This window comes from Arenimonas sp. (genome assembly GCF_041913985.1).
Lineage (GTDB): Bacteria > Pseudomonadota > Gammaproteobacteria > Xanthomonadales > Xanthomonadaceae > Arenimonas.
In genome coordinates this window covers 44,240-66,035 of the sequence record NZ_JAYSEG010000012.1, presented here as the reverse complement: position 1 = coordinate 66,035, position 21,796 = coordinate 44,240, and the positions used below count along the sequence as shown (strand labels likewise).

19 protein-coding genes and 4 tRNA genes are annotated in these 21,796 nt (G+C 69.0%); 22 read left to right on the top strand and 1 reads right to left on the bottom strand.

Translation table 11 applies throughout. The features are described from left to right. Positions 1-5: 5 nt before the first annotated feature. From sdhA to ACE3Q2_RS05915, 22 genes are all read left to right on the top strand, one after another. The gene (sdhA, locus tag ACE3Q2_RS06020; RefSeq protein ID WP_374473386.1) at positions 6-1,796 is read left to right on the top strand and encodes a succinate dehydrogenase flavoprotein subunit; all 1,791 of its coding nucleotides are present in this window, start codon (positions 6-8) and stop codon (positions 1,794-1,796) included. Between the two features lie 19 nt (positions 1,797-1,815). Further along, positions 1,816-2,598, top strand: a complete 783-nt coding sequence (locus ACE3Q2_RS06015) for a succinate dehydrogenase iron-sulfur subunit (protein WP_043800942.1) — start codon at positions 1,816-1,818, stop codon at positions 2,596-2,598. 10 nt (positions 2,599-2,608) lie between these two features. Next, positions 2,609-2,857 carry a succinate dehydrogenase assembly factor 2 gene (locus tag ACE3Q2_RS06010; protein WP_374473385.1) on the top strand — a complete coding sequence of 83 codons (249 nt, stop codon included), beginning with the start codon at positions 2,609-2,611 and terminating at the stop codon, positions 2,855-2,857. Next, a complete protein-coding gene (locus ACE3Q2_RS06005) occupies positions 2,820-3,269 on the top strand; it encodes a hypothetical protein (protein WP_374473384.1) in 450 nt (149 codons plus the stop codon). The genes ACE3Q2_RS06010 and ACE3Q2_RS06005 overlap by 38 nt, the downstream gene beginning before the upstream one ends. 6 nt (positions 3,270-3,275) lie before the next feature. Beyond that, entirely contained in the window at positions 3,276-4,520 is a 1,245-nt protein-coding gene (locus ACE3Q2_RS06000; protein WP_374473383.1) for a lipoprotein-releasing ABC transporter permease subunit, read from the top strand. After that, positions 4,513-5,217, top strand: a complete 705-nt coding sequence (gene lolD, locus ACE3Q2_RS05995; protein WP_374473382.1) for a lipoprotein-releasing ABC transporter ATP-binding protein LolD — start codon at positions 4,513-4,515, stop codon at positions 5,215-5,217. Before ACE3Q2_RS06000 ends, lolD begins: the two co-directional genes overlap by 8 nt. 1 nt (position 5,218) lies before the next feature. After that, on the top strand, positions 5,219-7,738 hold the full coding sequence (locus tag ACE3Q2_RS05990; RefSeq protein ID WP_374473381.1) for a DNA internalization-related competence protein ComEC/Rec2: 2,520 nt from the start codon (positions 5,219-5,221) through the stop codon (positions 7,736-7,738). Beyond that, positions 7,626-8,252, top strand: a complete 627-nt coding sequence (locus ACE3Q2_RS05985; RefSeq protein ID WP_231696135.1) for a MotA/TolQ/ExbB proton channel family protein — start codon at positions 7,626-7,628, stop codon at positions 8,250-8,252. The genes ACE3Q2_RS05990 and ACE3Q2_RS05985 overlap by 113 nt, the downstream gene beginning before the upstream one ends. After that, positions 8,249-8,671, top strand: coding sequence for a biopolymer transporter ExbD (locus tag ACE3Q2_RS05980; RefSeq protein WP_231696136.1), 423 nt, complete (start codon positions 8,249-8,251; stop codon positions 8,669-8,671). Before ACE3Q2_RS05985 ends, ACE3Q2_RS05980 begins: the two co-directional genes overlap by 4 nt. Further along, positions 8,668-10,422: a lipid A export permease/ATP-binding protein MsbA gene (msbA, locus tag ACE3Q2_RS05975; protein WP_374473380.1), complete on the top strand. Its 1,755-nt coding sequence runs from the start codon at positions 8,668-8,670 to the stop codon at positions 10,420-10,422. Before ACE3Q2_RS05980 ends, msbA begins: the two co-directional genes overlap by 4 nt. After that, positions 10,419-11,411, top strand: coding sequence for a tetraacyldisaccharide 4'-kinase (gene lpxK / locus ACE3Q2_RS05970; protein ID WP_231696138.1), 993 nt, complete (start codon positions 10,419-10,421; stop codon positions 11,409-11,411). Before msbA ends, lpxK begins: the two co-directional genes overlap by 4 nt. After that, a complete protein-coding gene (gene kdsB, locus ACE3Q2_RS05965) occupies positions 11,404-12,177 on the top strand; it encodes a 3-deoxy-manno-octulosonate cytidylyltransferase (protein ID WP_374473379.1) in 774 nt (257 codons plus the stop codon). Before lpxK ends, kdsB begins: the two co-directional genes overlap by 8 nt. A 17-nt stretch (positions 12,178-12,194) precedes the next feature. Next, on the top strand, positions 12,195-12,656 hold the full coding sequence (locus tag ACE3Q2_RS05960; RefSeq protein ID WP_374473378.1) for a low molecular weight protein-tyrosine-phosphatase: 462 nt from the start codon (positions 12,195-12,197) through the stop codon (positions 12,654-12,656). 28 nt (positions 12,657-12,684) lie between these two features. Beyond that, positions 12,685-14,106, top strand: a complete 1,422-nt coding sequence (locus ACE3Q2_RS05955) for a redoxin domain-containing protein (protein ID WP_374473377.1) — start codon at positions 12,685-12,687, stop codon at positions 14,104-14,106. Beyond that, a complete protein-coding gene (gene uvrC / locus ACE3Q2_RS05950) occupies positions 14,103-15,944 on the top strand; it encodes an excinuclease ABC subunit UvrC (protein ID WP_374473376.1) in 1,842 nt (613 codons plus the stop codon). Before ACE3Q2_RS05955 ends, uvrC begins: the two co-directional genes overlap by 4 nt. A gap of 19 nt (positions 15,945-15,963) precedes the next feature. After that, entirely contained in the window at positions 15,964-16,524 is a 561-nt protein-coding gene (gene pgsA, locus ACE3Q2_RS05945) for a CDP-diacylglycerol--glycerol-3-phosphate 3-phosphatidyltransferase (protein ID WP_231696143.1), read from the top strand. 57 nt (positions 16,525-16,581) lie between these two features. Then, positions 16,582-16,657 (top strand) — tRNA-Gly (locus tag ACE3Q2_RS05940). 81 nt (positions 16,658-16,738) lie between these two features. Next, positions 16,739-16,812, top strand: a tRNA-Cys gene (locus tag ACE3Q2_RS05935). Positions 16,813-16,886: 74 nt separating this feature from the next. Next, positions 16,887-16,973, top strand: a tRNA-Leu gene (locus tag ACE3Q2_RS05930). Between the two features lie 15 nt (positions 16,974-16,988). After that, positions 16,989-18,620 (top strand): FMN-binding glutamate synthase family protein, encoded by a 1,632-nt coding sequence (locus tag ACE3Q2_RS05925; RefSeq protein WP_374473375.1) that lies wholly within the window; start codon positions 16,989-16,991, stop codon positions 18,618-18,620. Positions 18,621-18,671: 51 nt separating this feature from the next. Next, positions 18,672-18,746, top strand: a tRNA-Val gene (locus ACE3Q2_RS05920). Positions 18,747-19,083: 337 nt separating this feature from the next. Next, entirely contained in the window at positions 19,084-19,650 is a 567-nt protein-coding gene (locus ACE3Q2_RS05915; protein WP_374473374.1) for a Panacea domain-containing protein, read from the top strand. A gap of 489 nt (positions 19,651-20,139) precedes the next feature. Here the strand turns inward: ACE3Q2_RS05915 and ACE3Q2_RS05910 are convergent, their stop codons facing one another. Further along, entirely contained in the window at positions 20,140-21,096 is a 957-nt protein-coding gene (locus ACE3Q2_RS05910; RefSeq protein ID WP_374473373.1) for a hypothetical protein, read from the bottom strand. Positions 21,097-21,796 lie beyond the last annotated feature (700 nt).

The window sequence follows — 21,796 nt, the reverse complement described above, 5'->3', positions numbered from 1 at the left end:
CCGCCATGACGTCCGCCTACAAGATCCACGAGCACACCTACGACATGGTCGTCGTCGGCGCCGGTGGCGCCGGCCTGCGCGCCACCTTCGGCCTGGCCCAGAAGGGCCTGAAGACCGCCTGCATCAGCAAGGTCTTCCCGACCCGTTCGCACACCGTGGCGGCGCAGGGCGGCATCTCGGCCGCGCTGGGCAACATGGGCGAGGACGACTGGCGCTTCCACTTCTACGACACCATCAAGGGCTCGGATTGGCTGGGTGACCAGGACGCCATCGAGTACATGTGCCGCGAGGCCATCCCGGCGATCATCGAGCTGGAACACCAGGGCGTGCCGTTCAGCCGCACCGAGGAGGGCAAGATCTACCAGCGCCCGTTCGGCGGCATGACCACGCACTACGGCAAGGGCATCGCCCAGCGCACCTGCGCCGCCGCCGACCGCACCGGCCACGCCATCCTGCACACGCTGTACCAGCAGTCGCTGGCGCACTCGGCCGAGTTCTTCATCGAGTACTTCGCGCTCGACCTGATCATGGACGAGGAGGGCGCCTGCCGCGGCGTGCTGGCGCTCGACATGGCCAGCGGCGAACTGCACCTGTTCCGCGCCCAGGGCACCGTGCTGGCCACCGGCGGCTACGGCCGCGCGTACTTCTCGGCCACGTCGGCGCACACCTGCACCGGCGACGGCGGTGGCATGGCGCTGCGCGCCGGCCTGCCGCTGCAGGACATGGAGTTCGTGCAGTTCCACCCGACCGGCATCTACGGCGCCGGCTGCCTGATCACCGAGGGCGTGCGCGGCGAAGGCGGCATCCTGCGCAATTCCAACGGCGAGCGATTCATGGAGCGCTACGCGCCCAACGCCAAGGACCTGGCCTCGCGCGACGTGGTGTCGCGCTCGATGACCATCGAGATCCGCGAAGGCCGCGGCGTGGGCCCGAAGAAGGACCACATCCACCTCGACCTGACCCACCTCAACCCGGCCGACATCCACGAGAAGCTGCCGGGCATCGCCGAGACCGCCAAGATCTTCGCCGGCGTCGACGTGACCAAGCAGCCGATCCCGGTGCTGCCGACCGTGCACTACAACATGGGCGGCCTGCAGACCAACTACCACGGCGAAGTGGTCACGCTGAAGAACGGCAACCCCGACACCGTCGTGCCGGGCCTGTACGCCATCGGCGAGGCGGCCTGCGTGTCGGTGCACGGCGCCAACCGCCTGGGCTCGAACTCGCTGCTCGACCTCGTGGTGTTCGGCCGCGCCGTGGCCAACCGCTGCGCCGAGACCATCAAGCCGGGCGCGCCGCACAAGTCGCTGCCGGCCTCGGCCTGCGACAAGTCGCTGGCCAACCTCGACAAGCTGCGCAATGCCAGCGGCGGCACGCCCACCGCCGAGATTCGCGACACCATGCAGCACGTGATGCAGAACAACGCCGCGGTGTTCCGCACCGGCGAAACCCTGCTCGAGGGCGTGCAGAAGATCCGCGAGGTGGTGAAGTCGTTCGAGGACGTGCGCGTTTCCGACCGTTCCCTGGTCTGGAACTCCGACCTCATCGAGACCCTGGAACTGCAGAACCTGCTGGGCCAGGCCGTGGCCACCATGGTTTCGGCCGAGAACCGCAAGGAATCGCGCGGCGCCCACGCCCGCGAGGACTACCAGGAGCGCGACGACGCGAACTGGCACAAGCACACCCTGTGCTGGGTGGACGAGGCCGGCAACACCACGCTCGACTACCGCCCGGTGCACATGTACACGCTGAGCAACGACGTCGAAGTGGTGCCGCCGAAGGCCCGTACCTACTGACCTCCCAGGAATCGAGAAAATGGCTGAGTTCACCCTCCCGAAGAATTCCAAGGTCACCAAGGGCAAGCACTTCCCCGCGCCGGGCGCGAAGAACGTGCGCACCTTCAAGGTCTACCGCTGGAACCCGGACGACAGCGCCAACCCGCGCACCGACACCTACGAAGTCGACATGGATTCGTGCGGCCCGATGGTCCTGGACGCGCTGATCAAGATCAAGAACGAGATCGACCCCACGCTCACTTTCCGCCGCTCCTGCCGCGAAGGCATCTGCGGTTCGTGCGCGATGAACATCGACGGCACCAACACGCTGGCCTGCACCAAGGCCATCGACGAGTGCGGCGGCAAGGACGTGCCGATCTACCCGCTGCCGCACATGCCGGTCATCAAGGACCTGGTGCCGGACCTGAGCCACTTCTACGCCCAGTACGCCTCCATCAAGCCCTGGCTGCGCACCCAGAGCGCGGCCCCGGCCAAGGAGCGCCTGCAGTCGAAGGAAGACCGCGCCAAGCTCGACGGCCTGTACGAGTGCATCCTGTGCGCCTGCTGTTCCACCAGCTGCCCCAGCTACTGGTGGAACGGCGACCGCTACCTCGGCCCCGCCATCCTGCTGCAGGCCTACCGCTGGATCATCGATTCGCGCGACGAGGACACCGGCGCCCGCCTCGACGACCTCGAGGACCCGTTCAAGCTCTACCGCTGCCATACCATCATGAACTGCGCCCGCACTTGCCCGAAGGGCCTGAACCCGGCGCGGGCCATCGGCGAGATCAAAAAGCTGATGCTGCAGCGCCGCGGCGCCTGAGGCGGCCCCGGTGAGCGACGACGCCGAACTGCGACGGCTGCGCTGGCGCTGCCGTCGCGGCATGCGCGAACTCGACCAGCTCATGCTGCGCTACCTCGACGGCCGCTGGGCGGCGGCGGACGAGGCCGAGCGTTCGCTTTTCCTACGCCTGCTCGACACCGAGGACGATAAGCTCTGGCGCTGGTTCATGGGGCGCGAACGCCCGGAGGACAGCGGCCTCGATGGCATCGTCCAGCGCATCATCGACCTTCCGCATTGACTGGCGGCCCTCGCGCTGGCTGCCGCGGGCCTTGCGGCTGCTGGGCCTGCTCGCCGCGCTGTCGGTAATGCTCAGCGCCTTGCCGGCGGGCGTGCGCTGGCCCCTGGCGGCGCTGGCCGCGCTCGAAGGCTGGCGGCTGGCGCGCCGGGTGCAGCGCGGGCCGCCGTGTTCCATCGTCGGCGGCCCGTGCGGCCTGCGCATCATGAACGGCAGCGAAGAGGGCGCGCCGCTGCTCGCCCCGCGCTTGCGCGAACAGGGCCCGCTCACGCTACTCTGCGCAGGCTTGCCCGGTGGCCGCGTGCTGCGGCTGGCCTGGTGGCCCGACACGCTCGACGCGGCCGGCCGCCGCCAGCTCCGGCTCGCGGTGGCCAGCCCCCGCCATGACCCCATCCTGCCCGCCGTGGCAGCCTAGGACCCCATGTTCCAGCCCCTGCCATTCTCGATCGGCCTGCGCTACCTGCGCGCCAAGCGCCGCAACGGCTTCATCTCCTTCATCTCGATGGCGTCCATCCTGGGCATCATCATCGGCGTCATCGCGCTCATCACCACCATCGCGGTGATGAGCGGCTTCCAGCAGGAGCTGCGCGACCGCATCCTGGGCATGGTGGCGCACGCCACCGTGTCCGGCCTCGACGGCCCGCTGCAGGACTGGCCGCGCGCGGTCGAGCTGGCCGGGCAGGACCCGCGCGTGCTCGGCGCCGCGCCCTACGTCGAAACCGAATCGCTGGTGCAGGGCCTCAACCGCCGCGGCGCCATCATCCGCGGCGTGCTGCCCGAGCTCGAGCCGCGGGTGTCGGAGCTGGGCGAGAAGATGGTCCAGGGCTCGCTGGCCGACCTCAAGCCCGGTGGCTACGGCATCGTGCTGGGGCGCGAGCTTTCGCTCATGCTGGGCGCGGGCGTGGGCGACGCCGTGAACGTGTACATCTCCGAATCCACCGTCACGCCGCTCGGCGCCATGCCGCGGGCGCGGCGTTTCACCGTGGTGGGCATCTTCGAGGCCGGCGCGCAGGAGTACGACCTGGGCATGGCCCTGGTGCACCTGCAGGACGCGCAGAAGCTGGGCCGGATGGGCGAGGGCGTCACCGGTGTGCGCCTGAAGCTCAACGACCTCTGGCAGGCCTGGCCGGTGGCGCGCGACCTCAGCGACCGCCTCGACGGCGCCTACCGCGTGCGCGACTGGACCCGCGACCACGCCAACTTCTTCCGCGCACTGAAGATGGAAAAGACGGTGATGTTCATCCTGCTCTCGCTGGTCATCGCCATTGCCGCCTTCAACCTGGTCTCTTCGCTGGTGATGCTGGTGCAGGACAAGCAGTCCGACATCGCCATCCTGCGCACCCTGGGCCTGTCGCCCGGCGGGGTGATGCGGGTGTTCGTCGTTCAGGGGCTGGTGATCGGCGTGGTCGGCATCGCCATCGGCGTGGCCGGCGGCGTCCTGCTGGCCAGCAACCTCTCGCACGTGGTGCGCTTCATCGAGGGCCTGGTCGGCGCCGAACTGATGCCGTCCGACGTGTACTACATCTCCGGCGTGCCCACCCTGGTGGACCCGATGGACGTGCTTTCGGTCGCCGGCGTGGCCTTCGTGCTGTGCCTGCTGGCCACGCTTTACCCGGCCTGGCGCGCCTCGCGCACCGACCCCGCCACGGCGCTGCGTTATGAGTGAGGCCGCGAACATGGACGTCGTCATCCGCTGCGAGAAGCTCGGCAAGACCTACGAGGAAGGCGACCTGCGCACGCCGGTGTTCGACCGGCTGGAACTCACGGTGCGGCGCGGCGAAACCGTGTCCATCGTCGGTGCCTCCGGCGCCGGCAAGAGCACGCTGCTGCACCTGCTCGGAGGCCTGGACAGCGCCACCTCCGGCGAGGTGTACGTGGCGGGCCAGCGCATGTCGGCCCTGGGCGAACGCGCCCGCGGCGAGCTGCGCAACCGCGCGCTGGGCTTCGTCTACCAGTTCCACCACCTGCTGCCCGAATTCACCGCGCTCGAGAACGTGATGATGCCGCTGCTGATCCGCGGCGAAGCCGTGGCGGCGGCGCAGGCCCCGGCGCAGGCGCTGCTCGAGCGCGTGGGCCTGGGCCATCGCCTCGGCCACAAGCCGGGCGAACTTTCGGGCGGCGAACGCCAGCGCGCCGCCGTGGCGCGCGCCCTGGTCACGCGCCCGGCCTGCGTGCTGGGCGACGAGCCCACCGGCAACCTCGACGAGAAGACCGCCGCCGGCGTGTTCGAACTGATGCTGGAACTCAACCGCGAGCAGGGCACCGCCCTGGTCATGGTCACCCACGATCGCCGCCTGGCGCGGCGACTGGATCGAACCCTGGAACTCACCCAGGGACAGCTGCGACCCCTGACCGAGGGCTAGCGTGCCGCCCGCGCGGGGCGCCGCGCCGGCACCGTTCGGGCTGGCCGTCGCCGCCGGCTTGCTGGCGGGCGTGCTGTGGGTGCAGGGGCTCGCGGGCCTGCCGGAGCGCCCCTGGCAGCTGGCCTGGGGCTTCGCGGGTTTGCTGCTGTGGTGGCGCGGCGAATGGCTGCGTCCGCTGGGTGCGGCCTTGGTGGGCATCGCCCTGGCCGCCGCCCACGGCGCGGCCGCGCTGCAGGCGCAGTTGCCGCTCTCGCTGGCCGGGCTGCCACTCGACGTGGAAGGTGTCGTCACCGGGCTGCCAACGAGGCACGAAGATGCCACGCGTTTCCTGTTCACCGTCACCGAAGGCTACGGCCGCGCCTCCGCGCTGGCGGGCCGCACCGTGCGGCTGGGCTGGTTCGTGGAGCCGCCCGACGTGCCGCCCACGCTCGAACCCGGCAGCCACTGGCGGCTGCGCCTGAAGCTGCGCCCGCCGCGCGGGCTGGTGAATCCCGGCGGCGTGGACGTGGAGCGGCGCGCACTGGAGCAGCGCATCGCCGCCACCGGGCACGTGCTCGACCCGGGTGAGGCGCGTCTGATCTCGCAAGGGCAGGGCCTCGACGCGATGCGCGCGGCGCTGTCGGCGCGCATCGCCGCGGCCGTCCCCGGCCCTGGCGCGCGATTCGTGCAGGCCCTGGCACTTGGCGACACCCGCGGCCTCGACGACCACGACTGGGAAGTGCTGCGCGCCACCGGCCTGACGCACCTGATCGCCATCTCCGGCTTCCACGTGGGTCTCGTCGCCGGCTTCGGCGCGCTGCTGGGGCAGGGCGCCTGGTGGCTCTTCCCTTCGCTGGGGCGCCGGCTGCCGCGGCCGCAGGGCGCCGCCGCGTCGGCGCTGCTGATGGCCGCGGCATACACCGCGCTGGCCGGCTTCGCATTGCCCACCGTGCGCACCGCGCTGATGATTGCCGTGGTTGCACTGGCCCGCCTGCTGCGCCGGCCGCTGGGCACGGGCGACGCGCTGGCGCTGGCGGCCGTGGCCATCCTGCTGGCCGACCCGCTCAGCGTGCTGGCGCCGGGCTTCTGGCTCAGTTTCCTCGGCGTGGCCTGGCTGCTCTGGTGCCTTCCCGCCGGGCGCGGGCAAGGCTGGTGGAAGCCCTTCCTCGGCGCGCAGGCGGTGGCCATGCTGGGGCTGCTGCCGCTGGGCGTGTGGTTCTTCCAGCAGGCTTCGCTGCCGGGACCGCTGGTGAACCTGGTGGGCATTCCGTGGATCAGCCTGGGCGTGGTGCCGATGGCGTTGCTGGGCATCGCGCTCTCGCCCTTCAGCAAAGGCGGCGCGGCGCTGGCCTGGCAAGCGGCGGCCGCGCTGATGGATGCGCTGTGGTGGGCGCTCGAGCGCATCGCCGCCTGGCCAGCCGCACTGGCGTGGTTGCCGGCGCCCACGCCGCTGGCGGTCGCGCTCGCGCTGGCCGGCGTGTTCTGGCTCCTTTTGCCACGCGACGTGCCCGGCCGGCACCTGGCGCCGCTGTTGCTGCTGCCGCTGCTGTGGCCGGCGCTGTCGCGTCCCGCGCACGGCGAGGCCGAACTGGTGCTGGTGGACGTCGGCCAGGGCCTCTCGCTGCTGGTGCTCACCGAACACCACGCGCTGCTCTACGACGCCGGCCCCGCGCCGCTGCGCGGCGTCGACGCCGGCGAGACAGCGGTGCTGCCCACGCTGCGCGCCCTCGGCGTGCGCCGGCTCGACGCGCTGGTGGTGAGCCACGGCGACAACGACCACGCCGGCGGCGTGCCGGCCGTGCTGGCGGGCATGCCGACGGGGGCCGTGTACGCGCCCGAAGGCTGGGCCCGCCCCGGCATGCGCCGCTGCGAGCAGGGCGGGGACTGGACCTGGGACGGCGTGCACTTCCGCTGGCTGCACCCGACGCCGTATTTCCCCTACCTGCGCAACGACAGCAGCTGCGTGCTGCGCATCGAGGCCGCCGGCGCCAGCGCGCTGCTGCCGGGCGACATCGGCCGCCATGTCGAGGCGCGGCTCGCCAAACTGCCGCCGGCGGCCATCCGCAGTGAGCTGCTGGTGGTGCCGCACCACGGCAGCGACACCTCCTCGAGCCTGGACTTCCTGGCCGCGGTGCGGCCCTCGCTGGGCCTGCTGCCGGTCGGCTACGAGAATCGCTTCGGCCTGCCCAAGCCGCAGGTGCTGGCGCGCTACGACCGCTATGGCGTGGCCCTGCTCGACAGCGCCGGCAGCGGCGCCATCCGGCTGCGCCTGGGTCGCGGCGGCGTACAGGTGCTCGAACGCTGGCGCCAGGACCACCCGCGCTGGTGGCGCCATGCCACCCCCGGTGGCGGCACAGGCTATGCTATCGGCGACCCCCCAACGGCAAAGGTGAGGCGTGCTGGAACTGATCAAAGCAGGCGGCTGGGTGATGGCGCCGATCATCGCGCTGGCCGTGCTGGCCCTGGCCATCATCCTCGAACGCTTCTGGAGCCTGCGCCGGAAGGAAGTGCTGCCCCCGGGCCTGGGCGAGGAGGTCCGTGACTGGGCCCGCGGCCGCGAGCTCGACCCCAAGCACATCGACATCCTCCGCCAGAATTCCCCGCTGGGCGAACTGCTGGCCGCCGGCCTGGACGTGCGCCACCGCCCGCGCGAGATCATCAAGGAGCGCATCGAGGACGTGGGCCGCCACGTGGCGCACCGGCTCGAGCGTTTCCTCAATACCCTGGGCACCATCGCCGCGGTGACGCCGCTGCTGGGCCTGCTGGGCACCGTGTTCGGCATGATCCAGATGTTCCTGGGCATCCTCACCTCGGGCGTGGGCGACGCCAACAAGCTCGCCGGCGGCATCGGCCAGGCGCTGATCAGCACGGCGGCGGGCCTGTGCGTGGCGATCCCGGCGGTGATGTTCCACCGCTACCTGCGCGGCCGCGTCACCGAGTACATCGTGGACATGGAAAAGCAGGCCATCGCCCTGCTCGACGCGCTCGACGAGGCCCCCTCGGCCACGCCCGGCAAGCCGCCCCGGGCGACCAAGGCCCGGGGTGGCGCCGCATGAAGCTGGGTTCGGGCCGGGTGCCCGACGAGCCGGAGATCAACCTCGTCTCGCTGATCGACGTGGTGTTCTGCCTGATCATCTTCCTGGTGGTCACCACCACCTTCGACCACCGCTCGGCGCTCAAGATCGTGCTGCCCACCACCCAGTCCAGCGCCGAGGTGGACGCCGCCGAACCGCTCACCGTGCTGGTGGACGCCGACGGCCGCTTCTTCATCGGCAGCAACGAAGTGCTCAAGCGCGACGCCACCTCGCTCAAGGAAGCCATCGCCCGGGTGGCCGGCAGCGACCGCGAGCGCCCGGTGGTGGTGCGCGCCGACGCCCGCGCCGACACCCAGGCGCTGATCACCGCCATGGACGCGCTGGGCCAGCTGGGCTTCACCCGCATTTCCATCGCCACCACGCCCGAGGCGCGGCCTTGAGCCGGGAAACGTCGGCCTGGGTGATCTACCGTCGCCTGCTCCAGCGGGCGCGGCGCTATTGGCCGCTGCTGGCCGCGGCGGGCGTGGGCATGCTGTTCGAGGCGGGGGCCGCCGCGGCCTTCACCTGGATGATGAAGCCGATGGTGGACGAGACCTTCGTCGCCCAGAACCCCGACATGCGCTGGACGATCCCGCTGGCCATCGTCGCGCTGTTCCTGGTGCGCGGCGCGGCCACCTTCGCCACCGACTACGGCATGGCCCGCACCGGCCGCAGCGTGGTGCGCGACCTGCGCGAGGACATACTGGCCAAGTACCTGCGCCTGCCCAGCGTGCGCTTCGACCGCGAACCGGTGGCGGCCATGGTCTCGCGCCTGAATTACGACACCGAGCAGGTCACCCAGGCCAGCTCGGACGCCATCAAGGTCATCCTGACCGACACGCTCACCATCGTCGCCCTGCTGGGCGTGATGCTCTATTACAGCCCGCGCGTCACCCTGGTTATGCTGGTGCTGGCACCGCTGATCGCCGGCATTTCCTCGGTGGTGGGGCGCCGCTACCGGCGCATCAACCGCGGCATCCAGGACGGCGTGGCGAACATGGCCCAGATCGCCGAACAGGCGCTGTCGGCCCAGCAGGAAGTGAAGATCTACGGCGCCCAGGAGTCCGAGCACGGGCGCTACCGCGAGCTGGTGGGGCGGAACCTGCAGCTGGGCATCAAGGTCGAATCGACCCGTGCGGCGGCTTCTTCGATGGTGCAGATCCTGGCTGCCACCGGCCTGGCGGTCATCCTGCTGGTGGCCGGCCACGAGGCCAGCCGAGGCCGCATGACCGCCGGCAGTTTCGTGGCGCTGCTCACCTCGATGATGGCGCTGCTGCCTTCGCTCAAGCGCATCACCAACGTGCAGGGCCTGGTGCAGAAGGGCGTGGCCGCGGCCGAGCGGCTGTTCGCCATCCTCGACGAACCCGACGAGGACGACCGCGGCACCCGCCCGCTGGTGCGCGCCCGTGGCGAGCTGGAATTCCGCGACGTGTCGGTGACCTACCCGGGCCAGGACGCGCCGGCGCTGTCGGGCCTGTCCTTCAGCGCGGCGCCGGGCACGGTCACGGCCATCGTCGGCCGCTCGGGCAGCGGCAAGTCCACGCTCATCCGCCTGCTGCCGCGCTTCTACGAAGCCACCGGCGGCCAGGTGCTCGTCGACGGCCACCCGGTGGGCGAGTACCGCCTGGCCGACCTGCGCCGGCAGATCGCCATGGTGGGCCAGCGGGTGATGCTGTTCGACGACACCGTGGAAGCCAACATCGCCTACGGCGCCGCGGCCGGCACCGACCCCGAACGCATCCGCGCCGCGGCCCGCGACGCCAACGCGCTCGAATTCATCGAACGCCTGCCGGGCGGCCTGCAGGCGCACATCGGCGAGAACGGCGGCCTGCTCTCGGGCGGCCAGCGCCAGCGCCTGGCCATCGCCCGCGCCATCCTCAAGGACGCGCCCATCCTCATCCTGGACGAAGCCACCGCCGCGCTCGACACCGAATCCGAGCGCCTGGTGCAGGACGCGCTCAACCGCCTCATCCCCGACCGCACCACGCTGGTCATTGCGCACCGGCTGTCCACCGTGGAGCACGCCGACCAGGTGCTGGTGCTCGACGGCGGCAGGCTGGTGGAGCAGGGCACGCACGCGCAATTGCTGACGCGCGGCGGCCTGTACGCCCACCTGCACCGCATGCAGTTCCGCGAGACGGAGGCCGGGTGAAAGCCGCGCTCGAGTACTGGCTGCTGCGGCGCTGGTACGGCGGCGTGGCGCCGGGGCCCGGCCTGCGCCTGCTCTCGCTGGTCTACCGCGGCCTGCTGGCGCTGCGCGCCGCGCTCTACCGGCGCGGGCTGCGGCGCGTGCACCGGCTGCGCGTGCCGGTGCTGGTGGTGGGCAACCTGGTGGCCGGCGGCAGCGGCAAGACCCCGCTGACCATCGCGCTGGCGCGCGCCCTGGCCCAGCGCGGCTGGCGGCCCGGCATCGTCAGCCGCGGCTACGGCCGCCGTTCGCAGGAGCCGGTGCGGGTCACGCCGCACCTGCCGCCCGAGGTCTGCGGCGACGAGCCCCTGCTGATCGCCCGCCGCACCGGCCTGCCGGTGTTCGTGGACAACGACCGCGTGGCCGGCGCACGCCGGCTGGTGGCCGAAGGCTGCAACCTGGTGATCGCCGACGACGGCCTGCAGCACTGGCGCCTGGGCCGCGACATCGAGATCGAGGTGGTGGACGGCCAGCGCCGCCACGGCAACGGCCGCCTGCTGCCGGCGGGCCCGCTGCGCGAACCGGCCGGACGGCGCGTGGATTTCCGCGTGGTCAACGGCGGCGCGGCGGGCGAGGGCGAATGGCCCATGCGCCTGCGCCTGGGCGAGGCCGAGCCGCTCGACGGCGGCGCCCCGCGCCCGCTGGCCGTGTTCGCGCCGGGCCCGGTGCATGCCCTGGCCGGCATCGGCAACCCGGGGCGCTTCTTCGCCTCGCTGCGCGAGGCCGGCCTGCAGCTGCACGAACACCCTTTCCCCGACCACCACGCCTTCCTGGCCGCCGACCTGCGCTTCAGCCCGCCGCTGCCGCTGCTGATGACCGAGAAGGACGCGGTGAAGTGCGTGGATTTTTCCCTGGCCAATGCCTGGTTCGTGCCGGTGGACGCGGAGTTGCCCGCCGCGCTGCTGGACGCCATCGCCGGGCGCCTGGCCGACTGGAGCCCCGTGAATGCCTGAGCCCGATTTCATCGTCGCCATCCCCGCGCGCTTCGGCGCCTCGCGCCTGCCGGGCAAGCCGCTGCGCCTGATCGCCGGCACGCCGATGGTGGTGCACGTGGCGCGCCGCGCCCTGGCCGCCGGTGCCCGCGAGGTGGTGGTGGCCACCGACGACGCCCGCATCGCCGAGGCCCTGCGTGGCGAGGCGCTCACCGTGTGCATGACCCGCGCCGACCACGCCTCCGGCACCGACCGCCTGGCCGAATGCGCCGACCAGCTCGGCTGGGCCGACGACACCATCGTGGTGAACCTGCAGGGCGACGAGCCCTTCGCGCCGCCCGAGGGCATCCGCGCCGTGGCCGGCGTGCTCGCCGCCGGCACCGCCGGCATGGCCACGCTGGCCGCGCCCATCGAGGACGCCGAAACCCTGTTCGACCCCAACGCCGTGAAGCTGGTGCGCGACCGCGCCGGGCACGCGCTGTACTTCAGCCGCGCACCCATTCCCTGGCAGCGCGACCGCTTCGCCCGCGACCGCACCACGCTGGGGCAGGGGCCGGTGCTGCGGCACATCGGCATCTACGCCTACCGCGCCGGGTTCCTGCGCGAATTCACGCGGCTGGCGCCCGGCGAGTTGGAGACTCTGGAGGCGCTGGAGCAGCTGCGCGTGCTCGAGGCCGGCCACCGCATCGCCGTGGGCCTGACGCCCGTACCGTTTCCGCCCGGCGTGGACACCGAGGCCGACCTGGCGCGGGCGGAGGCCCGCTTCCTGGCCGGAAAACAACTTTAAGTAGTTCTCCTAAAGCATTGAATATATTGTTCGTTTGCATGGGCAATATCTGCCGTTCGCCCCTGCTTGAAGGCTGGGCGGCGCACCTGCGCGCACAGTCGCCGGTGGCGTATTCGGTGGACTCGGCCGGCACCGGCGGCTGGCACGCCGGGCAGCCACCCGATCCGCGCGCCATAGAGGCGGCCCGCCGCGCCGGCGTGGACATCAGCGGCCAGCGCGCCCGCCAGCTGCAGTACGCCGACTTCCAGCGCTTCGACCTGGTGCTGTGCGCCGACCGCGACAACCTGGCGGCGGTGAAATCGCTGGCGCCCTCGGCGGCGAAGGGCCGCATCGCCCTGGTGCTGGACTGGAGCGGGGTGAAGCGCAACGGCGAAGTGCCCGACCCTTACTACGGCACGACGCGCGATTTCGACCAGGTCTGCGCGCTGGCCCGCGAGGCCGCCGACGGCTTGCTGCGGCGTTTGGCCAGGGAGGCATAATGCCTTCGTTCCCCCGGACAGCCCCCGCATGAACCCAGCCCTGGTCGCCGCCCCCGAACTGCAGCCGAGCCTGCAGTGGCTCAATGCCACGCCGCAGCGCATCGAGGCCCAGCGTGGCCGGGTGCTGGCCCTGGTGTTCTGGAACGCGGCCTCGGCCTACTGCCACACCCTGCTCGAAGACCTGGTGCGGCTGCAGGCGCGCTTCCCCGTGGGGCTGTCGCTGCTGGGCATCCACCAGCCCAAGTTCGACTCCGAGCTCGACGGCCGCCTGGTGCTCAAGGCGGTGAACCGCCTCGGCCTGCCGTTCCCGGTAGCCAACGACCGCGGCTGGACCACCTGGCAGCATTACGGCATCCAGGGCTGGCCCTCGGTGGCCCTGATCGACACCCGCGGCCGCCTGCGCCAGGTGTTCACCGGCGACGACCAGTCCGGCGCCATCGACGCCGCCGTGCAGGGCCTGATCGAGGAAGTCGGCGGCGCCGTCATGGCCGGCGAACCCGCCCGCCGCACCGGCGCCGAGCCGCGCCTGCCGCTGGCCTTCCCCTCGGGCCTGGCCGTGGGCGAGAACCACCTGTACGTGGCCGACACCGGCCACCACCGCATCCTCGAATGCACCCATTCGGGCCGCGTGCTGCGCGAATTCGGCACCGGCCACGGCGACCTGGTGGACGGCGCGCCGGAAGACGCCGCCTTCCGCCTGCCGCGCGGCCTGTGCCTGGTGCGCGAATCGCTGTACGTGGCCGACACCGGCAACCACGCCCTGCGCCGCATCCGCCTGCTCGACGGCGTGGTCGAAACCCTGCTGGGCAACGGCCGCGCCGGCCCCGTGCGCGAGGGCAGCGGCAAGGCCGCCGAACTGCCGCTCAACCAGCCCTGGGACGTGGTGGGCACGCTCGACCGCATCTACATCGCCATGGCCGGCACCAACCAGATCTGGGAATACGAGCTGGGCGGGGCGAAGCTGCGCCGCGTGGCCGGCTCGGGCGAACTGGGCATCGCCGACGGTCCCGCCGCCAGCGCCATGTTCGCGCACCCCGCCGGCCTGGCCCAGGTGCAGCAGACGCTCTACATCGCCGACGCCGCCAGCTCGGCCATCCGCAGCCTGCAGGTGGCCCAGGGCCAGGTGCAGACGCTGGTGGGGCAGGGCCTGTACGAATTCGGCGACGAGGACGGGCAGCGCCGCGAGGCCCGCCTGCAGTTCCCGCAGGCCATCGCGCTCGACCCGTCCAGCCCGGTGCTGTGGATCGCCGACAGCTACAACGGCAGCCTGCGCCGCCTGCGCCTGGGCGGCGGCGACGTGGCCACACACCCGCTGTCGCACGCGCTCGAGCAGCCCGCCGCGCTGGCCACCGGCCCCGGTTCGCTGTGGATCGCCAACACCGGTGCGCACGAAGTGCTGCGCTACGACCTGGGCAACGGCAAGCTGGCGCGGCTGCCGATCGGCGAATGACCGCGCAGGCCGGCGATGCCGCCGCGTTCGACGGCAAGGACTACGTCCGCAAGCTGACGCCGGCCCCCGGCGTCTACCGCATGCTCGGCGCCGACGGCAGCGTGCTCTACGTCGGCAAGGCCGCCTCGCTGAAGAAGCGCGTGGCCAGCTATTTCCTCAAGGAACAGCCCTCGCGGCGCATCGCCCTGATGGTGGCGCAGATCGCCGGCATCGAGGTCACGGTGACGCGCACCGAGAGCGAGGCGCTGATCCTCGAGAACCAGCTGATCAAGTCGCTGCGGCCGCGCTACAACGTGCTGCTGCGCGACGACAAGAGCTACCCGCAGATCCTGCTCACCGACGAGACCTGGCCGCGCCTGGCCTACCACCGCGGCCCGCGTTCGCTGCCCGGGCGCTACTTCGGGCCTTACCCCAGCTCGGGCGCGGTGCGCGAGACGCTGGACCTGATGTTCAAGCTGTTCAAGCTGCGCAGCTGCGAGGACAGCGTGTTCCGAAACCGCAGCCGGCCCTGCCTGCAGCACCAGATCGGCCGCTGCACGGCGCCCTGCGTGGGCCTGGTGCCCACCCGCGAGTACGACGCCACGGTGCGGCGCGCCGCGCTGTTCCTGGAAGGCCGCAGCACCGAACTGGTGGACGAGCTGGGCAAGGCCATGGAGGCCGCCAGCGCCCGGCTGGAATTCGAGCAGGCGGCGCAGCTGCGCGACCAGATCGCCGCCATCCGCCGCATCCAGGCCCGCCAGTACGTCGAGGGCGAGCAGGTGGAGATGGACGTGCTGGCCTGCGTGCTCGACCAGGGGATGGCCTGCGTGCTGCTGATGGCCTTCCGCAACGGCTTCAACCAGGGCACGCGCAGCTATTTCCCCAAGACCAACGGGGTGGAGTCGCCGGAGGAGGTGCTGGGCGCGTTCGTCTCGCAGCACTACCTCGAGCAGCGGCCGCCGCGCGAGATCGTGCTCAGCCACGCCATCCCGGACCTGGAGCTGCTGCAGGAAGTCTTCACCGGCCAGGCCGGGCGCAAGGTGGAGCTCAAGGCCTCGGTGCGCGGCGAACGCGCGCGTTACCTCGACATCGCCAAACAGAACGCCGCCCTGGCCCTGGCCACCGAAATCGGCAGCAGCGCCAGCCAGCGCGCCCGCCTGCTGTCGCTGCAGGAGCTGCTGGAGCTGCCCGAGCCGCCCAAGCGCATCGAGTGCTTCGACATCAGCCACACGATGGGCGAGGCCACGGTGGCCTCCTGCGCGGTGTTCGACGCCGAGGGCCCGGTGCGTGGCCAGTACCGGCGCTTCAACATCAGCGGCATCGAGCCGGGCGACGACTACGCCGCCATGCACCAGGCACTGGAGCGGCGCTTCAGGCGCGGGGTGGAGGAGGGCGTGCTGCCCGACCTGCTGCTGATCGACGGCGGCAGCGGCCAGCTGGCCCAGGCCCGCGCGGTGCTCGACGAGCTGGGCGTGCGGGGCGTGGCCATGGTGGGCGTGGCCAAGGGCGAGGCCCGGCGCGCCGGCCACGAGGCCCTGGTGCTGCCCGACGGCCGCGAACTGCGCCCGGGCGCGGCCTCGCCGGGCCTGCAGCTGGTGCAGCAGGTGCGCGACGAAGCCCACCGCTTCGCCATCACCGGCCACCGCGGCAAGCGCCAGAAGGCGCGCGAGACCAGCCGCCTCGAGGACATCCCGGGCATCGGCCCGCGCCGCCGTGCCAGCCTGCTCAGGCATTTCGGCGGCCTGGCGGGGCTGAAGGCCGCCGGCGCGGAGGAAATTGCCCGGGTCGAGGGCGTCAACGCCGCGCTGGCGCAGCGGATCTACGCCGCGCTGCACGGACTTGAGCCACAATCGCCCTGAGCCCGCGCCCGGACGCCCGATGACCCTGACCATCCCGACCATGCTCACCATCTTCCGGATCATCCTGATCCCGGTGATGGTGGTCGTCTTCTACCTGCCCTACGGCTGGACCAACATCGCGGCGGCGGCGGTGTTCATCCTGGGCGCGGTGACCGACTGGCTGGACGGCTGGATCGCCCGGCGCTACGGCATGTATTCGGCCTTCGGCGCCTTCCTCGACCCGGTGGCCGACAAGCTCACGGTGGCCTTCGCGCTGCTGCTGGTGGTCGAGCGCCACGACACGCCTTGGATGGCGCTGCTGAGCGCGGTGATCATCGGCCGCGAGATCACCATCTCGGCGCTGCGCGAGTGGATGGCGCAGATGGGCGCGCACGGCCTGGTCAAGGTCGCCGGCCTGGGCAAGCTCAAGACCATCGTGCAGATGACCGCCATCAGCTGCCTGCTGTTCCAGGAAGACCTGTGGCTGCTGCCGGTGTTCAAGCTGGGCGAATGGCTGCTGGCCATCGCCGCCGCCCTGACCCTGTGGTCGGGCTGGGATTACCTGCGGGCGGCCTGGCCCACCATGCGCAGGAAGGGCTGAATTCGAAAAAGGGTGTTGACAGCCGGCGGGGGAATCCCCAAAATGTGCGTCTGTTCCGCGGGAATAGCTCAGTTGGTAGAGCACGACCTTGCCAAGGTCGGGGTCGCGAGTTCGAGTCTCGTTTCCCGCTCCAGTTCGACACAAAACCCCGCCCGTCGGGGTTTTGTTTTTTCCGGGCCAGCCGCGCTAAGCTGCTCGCCCATGCAAGACACCCGGCCGGGTGGCAGAGTGGTTATGCAGCGGACTGCAAATCCGCGTACGCCGGTTCAATTCCGACCTCGGCCTCCAAACTTGAAGCCCCGCCTCGGCGGGGCTTTTTTCTTTCTGGCGGCAGCAGCGCGCTTGCGGCAACATCGCGGCAGGCCCGGGTGGCGAAACTGGTAGACGCATGGGACTTAAAATCCTCCGGCCGCAAGGCCATGCGGGTTCGACTCCCGCCCCGGGCACCAGCTGAGGAGACGCCGATGCTGCCTTCGCGCTACTGGCCTTTCGCCGCCTGCCTGCTGCTGGCCGTGGGTTCCGGCGTGGCGCTGCTCTACACGCCGTTGGCCGGCTGGGGCCTGGCGGTGTTCGGCGCGCTGTCGCTGGTGGGCCTGTGGGACCTGCTGCAGAAGAAGCAGGCGCTGCGGCGCAATTTCCCGCTCACCGCGCACTTCCGCTACGGGCTCGAGTCGATCGGCCCCGAGATCCGCCAATACTTCATCGAGTCGGACACCGACGAGCGGCCGTTCTCGCGCCAGCAGCGCGCCATCGTCTACCAGCGCGCCAAGGACGTGCTCGACAAGCGCCCGTTCGGCACCCAGCGCGATGTGTACGGCGACGACTACGAGTGGATCAACCATTCCATGCGTCCCGCGCGCATCGAATCGCACGATTTCCGCATCGCGGTGGGCGAGGGCAGGGCCCAGGCCTACGAGGCCAGCGTGTTCAACATCTCGGCCATGAGCTTCGGTGCGCTCTCGGCCAATGCCATCCGCGCGCTCAACGCCGGCGCGAAGCGCGGCGGCTTCTACCACGACACCGGCGAAGGTTCGATTTCGCGCTACCACCGCGAACACGGCGGCGACCTGGTGTGGGAAATCGGCTCGGGCTACTTCGGCTGCCGCGACCCGGAAGGCAATTTCGACGAGGCGCGCTTCCGCGAGAACGCCGTCGACCCGCAGGTGAAGATGATCGAGCTCAAGCTCAGCCAGGGCGCCAAGCCCGGGCAGGGTGGCATCCTGCCGGCGGCCAAGGTGAGCGCCGAGATCGCCGAGGCGCGCGGCGTGCCGCAGGGCGTGGAGTGCCATTCGCCGGCCGCGCACGGCGCGTTCTCCACGCCCATCGGCCTGCTCGAGTTCATCGAGCGCCTGCGCACGCTGTCGGGCGGCAAGCCCACCGGCTTCAAGCTGGCCATGGGGCACCCCTGGGAATGGTTCGCCATCGCCAAGGCCATGCGCGAAACAGGCATCACGCCCGACTTCATCGTGGTGGACGGCGGCGAGGGCGGCACCGGCGCAGCGCCACTGGAGTTCACCGACCATGTGGGCGCGCCCATGCGCGAGGCGCTGATGCTGGTGCACAACACGCTGGTGGGCCTGGACCTGCGCAGCCGCGTTAGGGTGGCGGCGGCGGGCAAGGTGGTCACCGCCTTCGACATCGCCCGCACGCTGGCCCTGGGCGCCGACTGGTGCAACGCCGCCCGCGGCTTCATGTTCGCGCTGGGCTGCATCCAGTCGCAGAGCTGCCACACCGACCGCTGCCCCACCGGCATCGCCACCCAGGACCGCCACCGCCAGGCCGCGCTCGACCCCGTCGACAAGGCCACCCGCGTCCACAATTTCCACCGCAATACCCTGGTGGCGCTGAAGGAACTGCTGGCCGCGGCCGGCCTGACCCATCCCTCGCAGCTGGGGCCGGAGCACATCGTGCGCCGGGTCTCGTCCACCGAGGTGCGTTCGCTGGCCACGCTGCACCGCTTCGTGGCCCAGGGCCGGCTGCTGGAAGGGGTGCCGACGGGGCACCCGGTGTTCGAGGTGTTCTGGGACAAGGCCCGGCCCGACAGTTTCGCGCCCCCGTCCGAGGCCGCGGCCATGCTGGCCACCAAGCTGCGCTAGGCCGGCGAGTTGACCGTTCCGGGCCGCCCGCGTAAGATTCGCGGCTCCTTGGGGCGGTTAGCTCAGCGGTAGAGCACTGCTTTCACACGGCAGGGGTCACAGGTTCAAATCCTGTACCGCCCACCAAGGAAAACAAAGACTTGGGTCATTTCGACTGACTAAGACAGTTCTTTGTACGGAAACGATACGGAATACGTACCCGGACCGTCCCATCTACCTTCCCCTCGAGAATGGCCTTGGTGACCGCGGTCACTGGCCTTTTTGCGTGGGGCTGTTATAAGGGAAATGACTGCAGGGAGGCTGTTGGCCTGCAGGAGAGTCAGGCGAACAAGGGTCGTGGATTGGGGGGATTGACCCCGACGCGACTGGATGTGACGGCGACGCATGCCCGCTTGGGTCGCTATTTAGGGGGTGGTAGCGGGCGGCGTCCGAACTGGGGAGGCGGATGCAGATGGAGTCGGCCATGCGCGGCCATGCGACAGCGCCCACTCGGGCATTGGACGTTTATAAGGCGACTGCAGTTGTTGCCTTTCTCGTCCAGGGTACCGGCGAGTCCATGTACCCAGTTATGAAGATGCTCTATTTGGCTGACAAGCTCCATCTGGAGCGCTACGGCCGCTTTATTGTGGGCGACTCTTATGCCGCAATGAAGGAAGGGCCTGTCCCGAGAGGGACCTACGACCTGATGAAGCATGTCCGCGGTGAGCCACAAGCTATTCCCGGTGCCGACCATGCGCGCACTGTTCTTGCTTACGAACCTAATCACCAGCTTCGCTTGCTTGCTGATCCTGACCTTGAGCAGCTCAGCGATAGTGAAGTTGAGTGTGTTAGTGAAGTGATTGAGCTCTACAAGAGCTTTGGCAAGTGGGGGATTCGTGATTTATCCCATGACGATGCGTGGCGCGCAGCCTGGAGAAAGCGCATTTTCGCAAAGTCAATTCCGATGGAAATCGAGAGCATTGCCTCGGAGCTCCAAAACGCATCTGAACTCCTCGAGCACCTTCGAGATCCCCAGCCAGGATCTGCCTAAGGTCGCAGCGAGGAATTGGGATGCCCATAGCAATAGGCGATGTCTTTCTACTTCGATGCAATACATGTAGAGAGCCGAAACCGAAGTTCTTCGTCGTTGCATTGCTTGAGCCCTTTAGGTGCTTTCTTATAAACAGTGCTCCGACTGCCTTTCAGGCGAGCAGGCCAGAGCAAATGCTTGCGCTCGCTCCAATTCTGGCAAATCAGCATCCATTTCTCTCATACAACAGCTACGTTGGCTGTAACGAGCTGTTCGCCGAGTACTCACAAGCTGATATTGAGGCGGCAGAGGCATCCGATCCCTCTGTTCGTCTAGGCTCACTGCATCCGCACGCGCGAGCCGCTGTTGCCGCTGCATTAACCGGGAATAGATTCCTTCCGAAGCTATATCTGGCGAAGCTCCAGAACTCTTGGGTCTGATGGTCTCATCAACGCGTTTCGCGTCGTGCCAGATAGTCAGGTCTCATGGCCTTGATGGCTGAGCGCAGTGTTAGTCATTCCCATAGTCTGGCTCCCACTCAATCTCTCTCTCAGATTCGACGATGTAGGGCTCGTCTAGCCCAGCGAAATACGCCTCCTCATCATTGAGGTGGAGTCCGCATGTTGAGCATGCGAACTCGGCGATGTCGTAAATCTTCTCGATGCTCTCCCAACCGAGCTCCATTTCGGACTGGTCTTCGGCCAGGAGTGTCTCGGAGTGATTTCCTCCGGACACGCCAAAGCATTCGCACGCTGGGCATTCAGTGAGCCAATAGCACTCAAATCCGTCGTAGAGCTCAGATCGTCCAGCCTGGACCGGATCGCGGGCCTCTGATTTGCTTCTTGCCGCATTCTGTTGAGAAATCTTTGGAAATAGCTCGAGGAACTGTTCCTTGTGTTCAACGATACGAACAGAGACAGAGGCTTTGCGAGCATCTCGAGCATTTTGCAGAACCGTCTTAGAAACAATTGCACCGTCCGATCCAAGCCAGTCTTCAAATGAACGATTCATGGTCGCTAGCATCAGCTCGGCTGCGTACCAGAAATCAGGCTCCCAACGCCCATGATCTCCGGAAGTGAATGGGAGATCTCCAGAGTGGAGATAGGCGTTTCGGGCCTCAGATAGCTTCTTGCACGCCTTGTATACGCTATCTCTGAAGCGAGGAGCCAAGTGCTTCATGCGCGCGTAAGCGGCTTCCGCGCCAATGGTGGCTACGCGCGTCTCAACCGCGAGGCCGGCTGCTGCAAGGAGTGTGTTCTCGTTCTTCTTCACATCAACAATTAGGCTGGGGTGGCGGGAGGCTAGGGCTGCTTTCGCCAGCAGCTCAAGCGCAATCGCCGCACTCAGCGGGAACAGGCTCATGTCAGTGGAGTTTCGGGCCGTAAGAGCGGATGCAACAAAATGCTGTGACTTCGCAAAAAGCGCATCTGGGGAAATTCCTGCTGGTACGTTGGTCTCACTGCGCATGCGCGACTCCATCTGTTGTCAGGGCTCTCAGAATTGCTCGCCCGTCTGATAACGAAGAATCGAGGCGCCTATGAAGGAACTTCCAGTTATCGACAATGATCACGCGCCCTCTTATCCAGTCTATGGGCCGACTCCAGCTCGCCTCTGACTGTGTCGAGGATAGGCTGGTTAGAATCTCATCGCCTTCCTTGGTCAGAGGTCGCATGCACCCGGGATCAAGGCGTGCAAAAGGACGATCCTTCTGCAAGATCGTAGAGATGAAGCTGCGGTTCCCGTTTATGTAAGCGAACGGTGTCGTGTGCAGTCGATCAGAAATTCGCCAAATCGGGAGTGATGATAGAGATGTGATCTCTGTCGCTGCTGGCTGGCGCCCAGGATCGAGGCAGCCCAATATCATCCATCGTGCGGGAATTGTGAGATGAGCAGTATCTATGTGCCAAGGGAAAGTACCAAGGCCATAGACAGCCGTTAACGAAGGGCCAAGCGCAGCGCTGGCGTGTCGTGGTTGAAGCAATTCAATGTCAAGTCCGCGTCGCCCCTTAATGACCGAGCCAGCCCTTTCCGCGATTGCAGCTATCTCTCGTCTCAAGGAGGGCTCATCAATAGAACCGAAGTCCATGACGCAAATACCTACGCGCAGCGCCTCACTTAGAGGTTCGGCGGCAAATGATGGCGCGGGGCTCGGAATATCTCGGCTGGA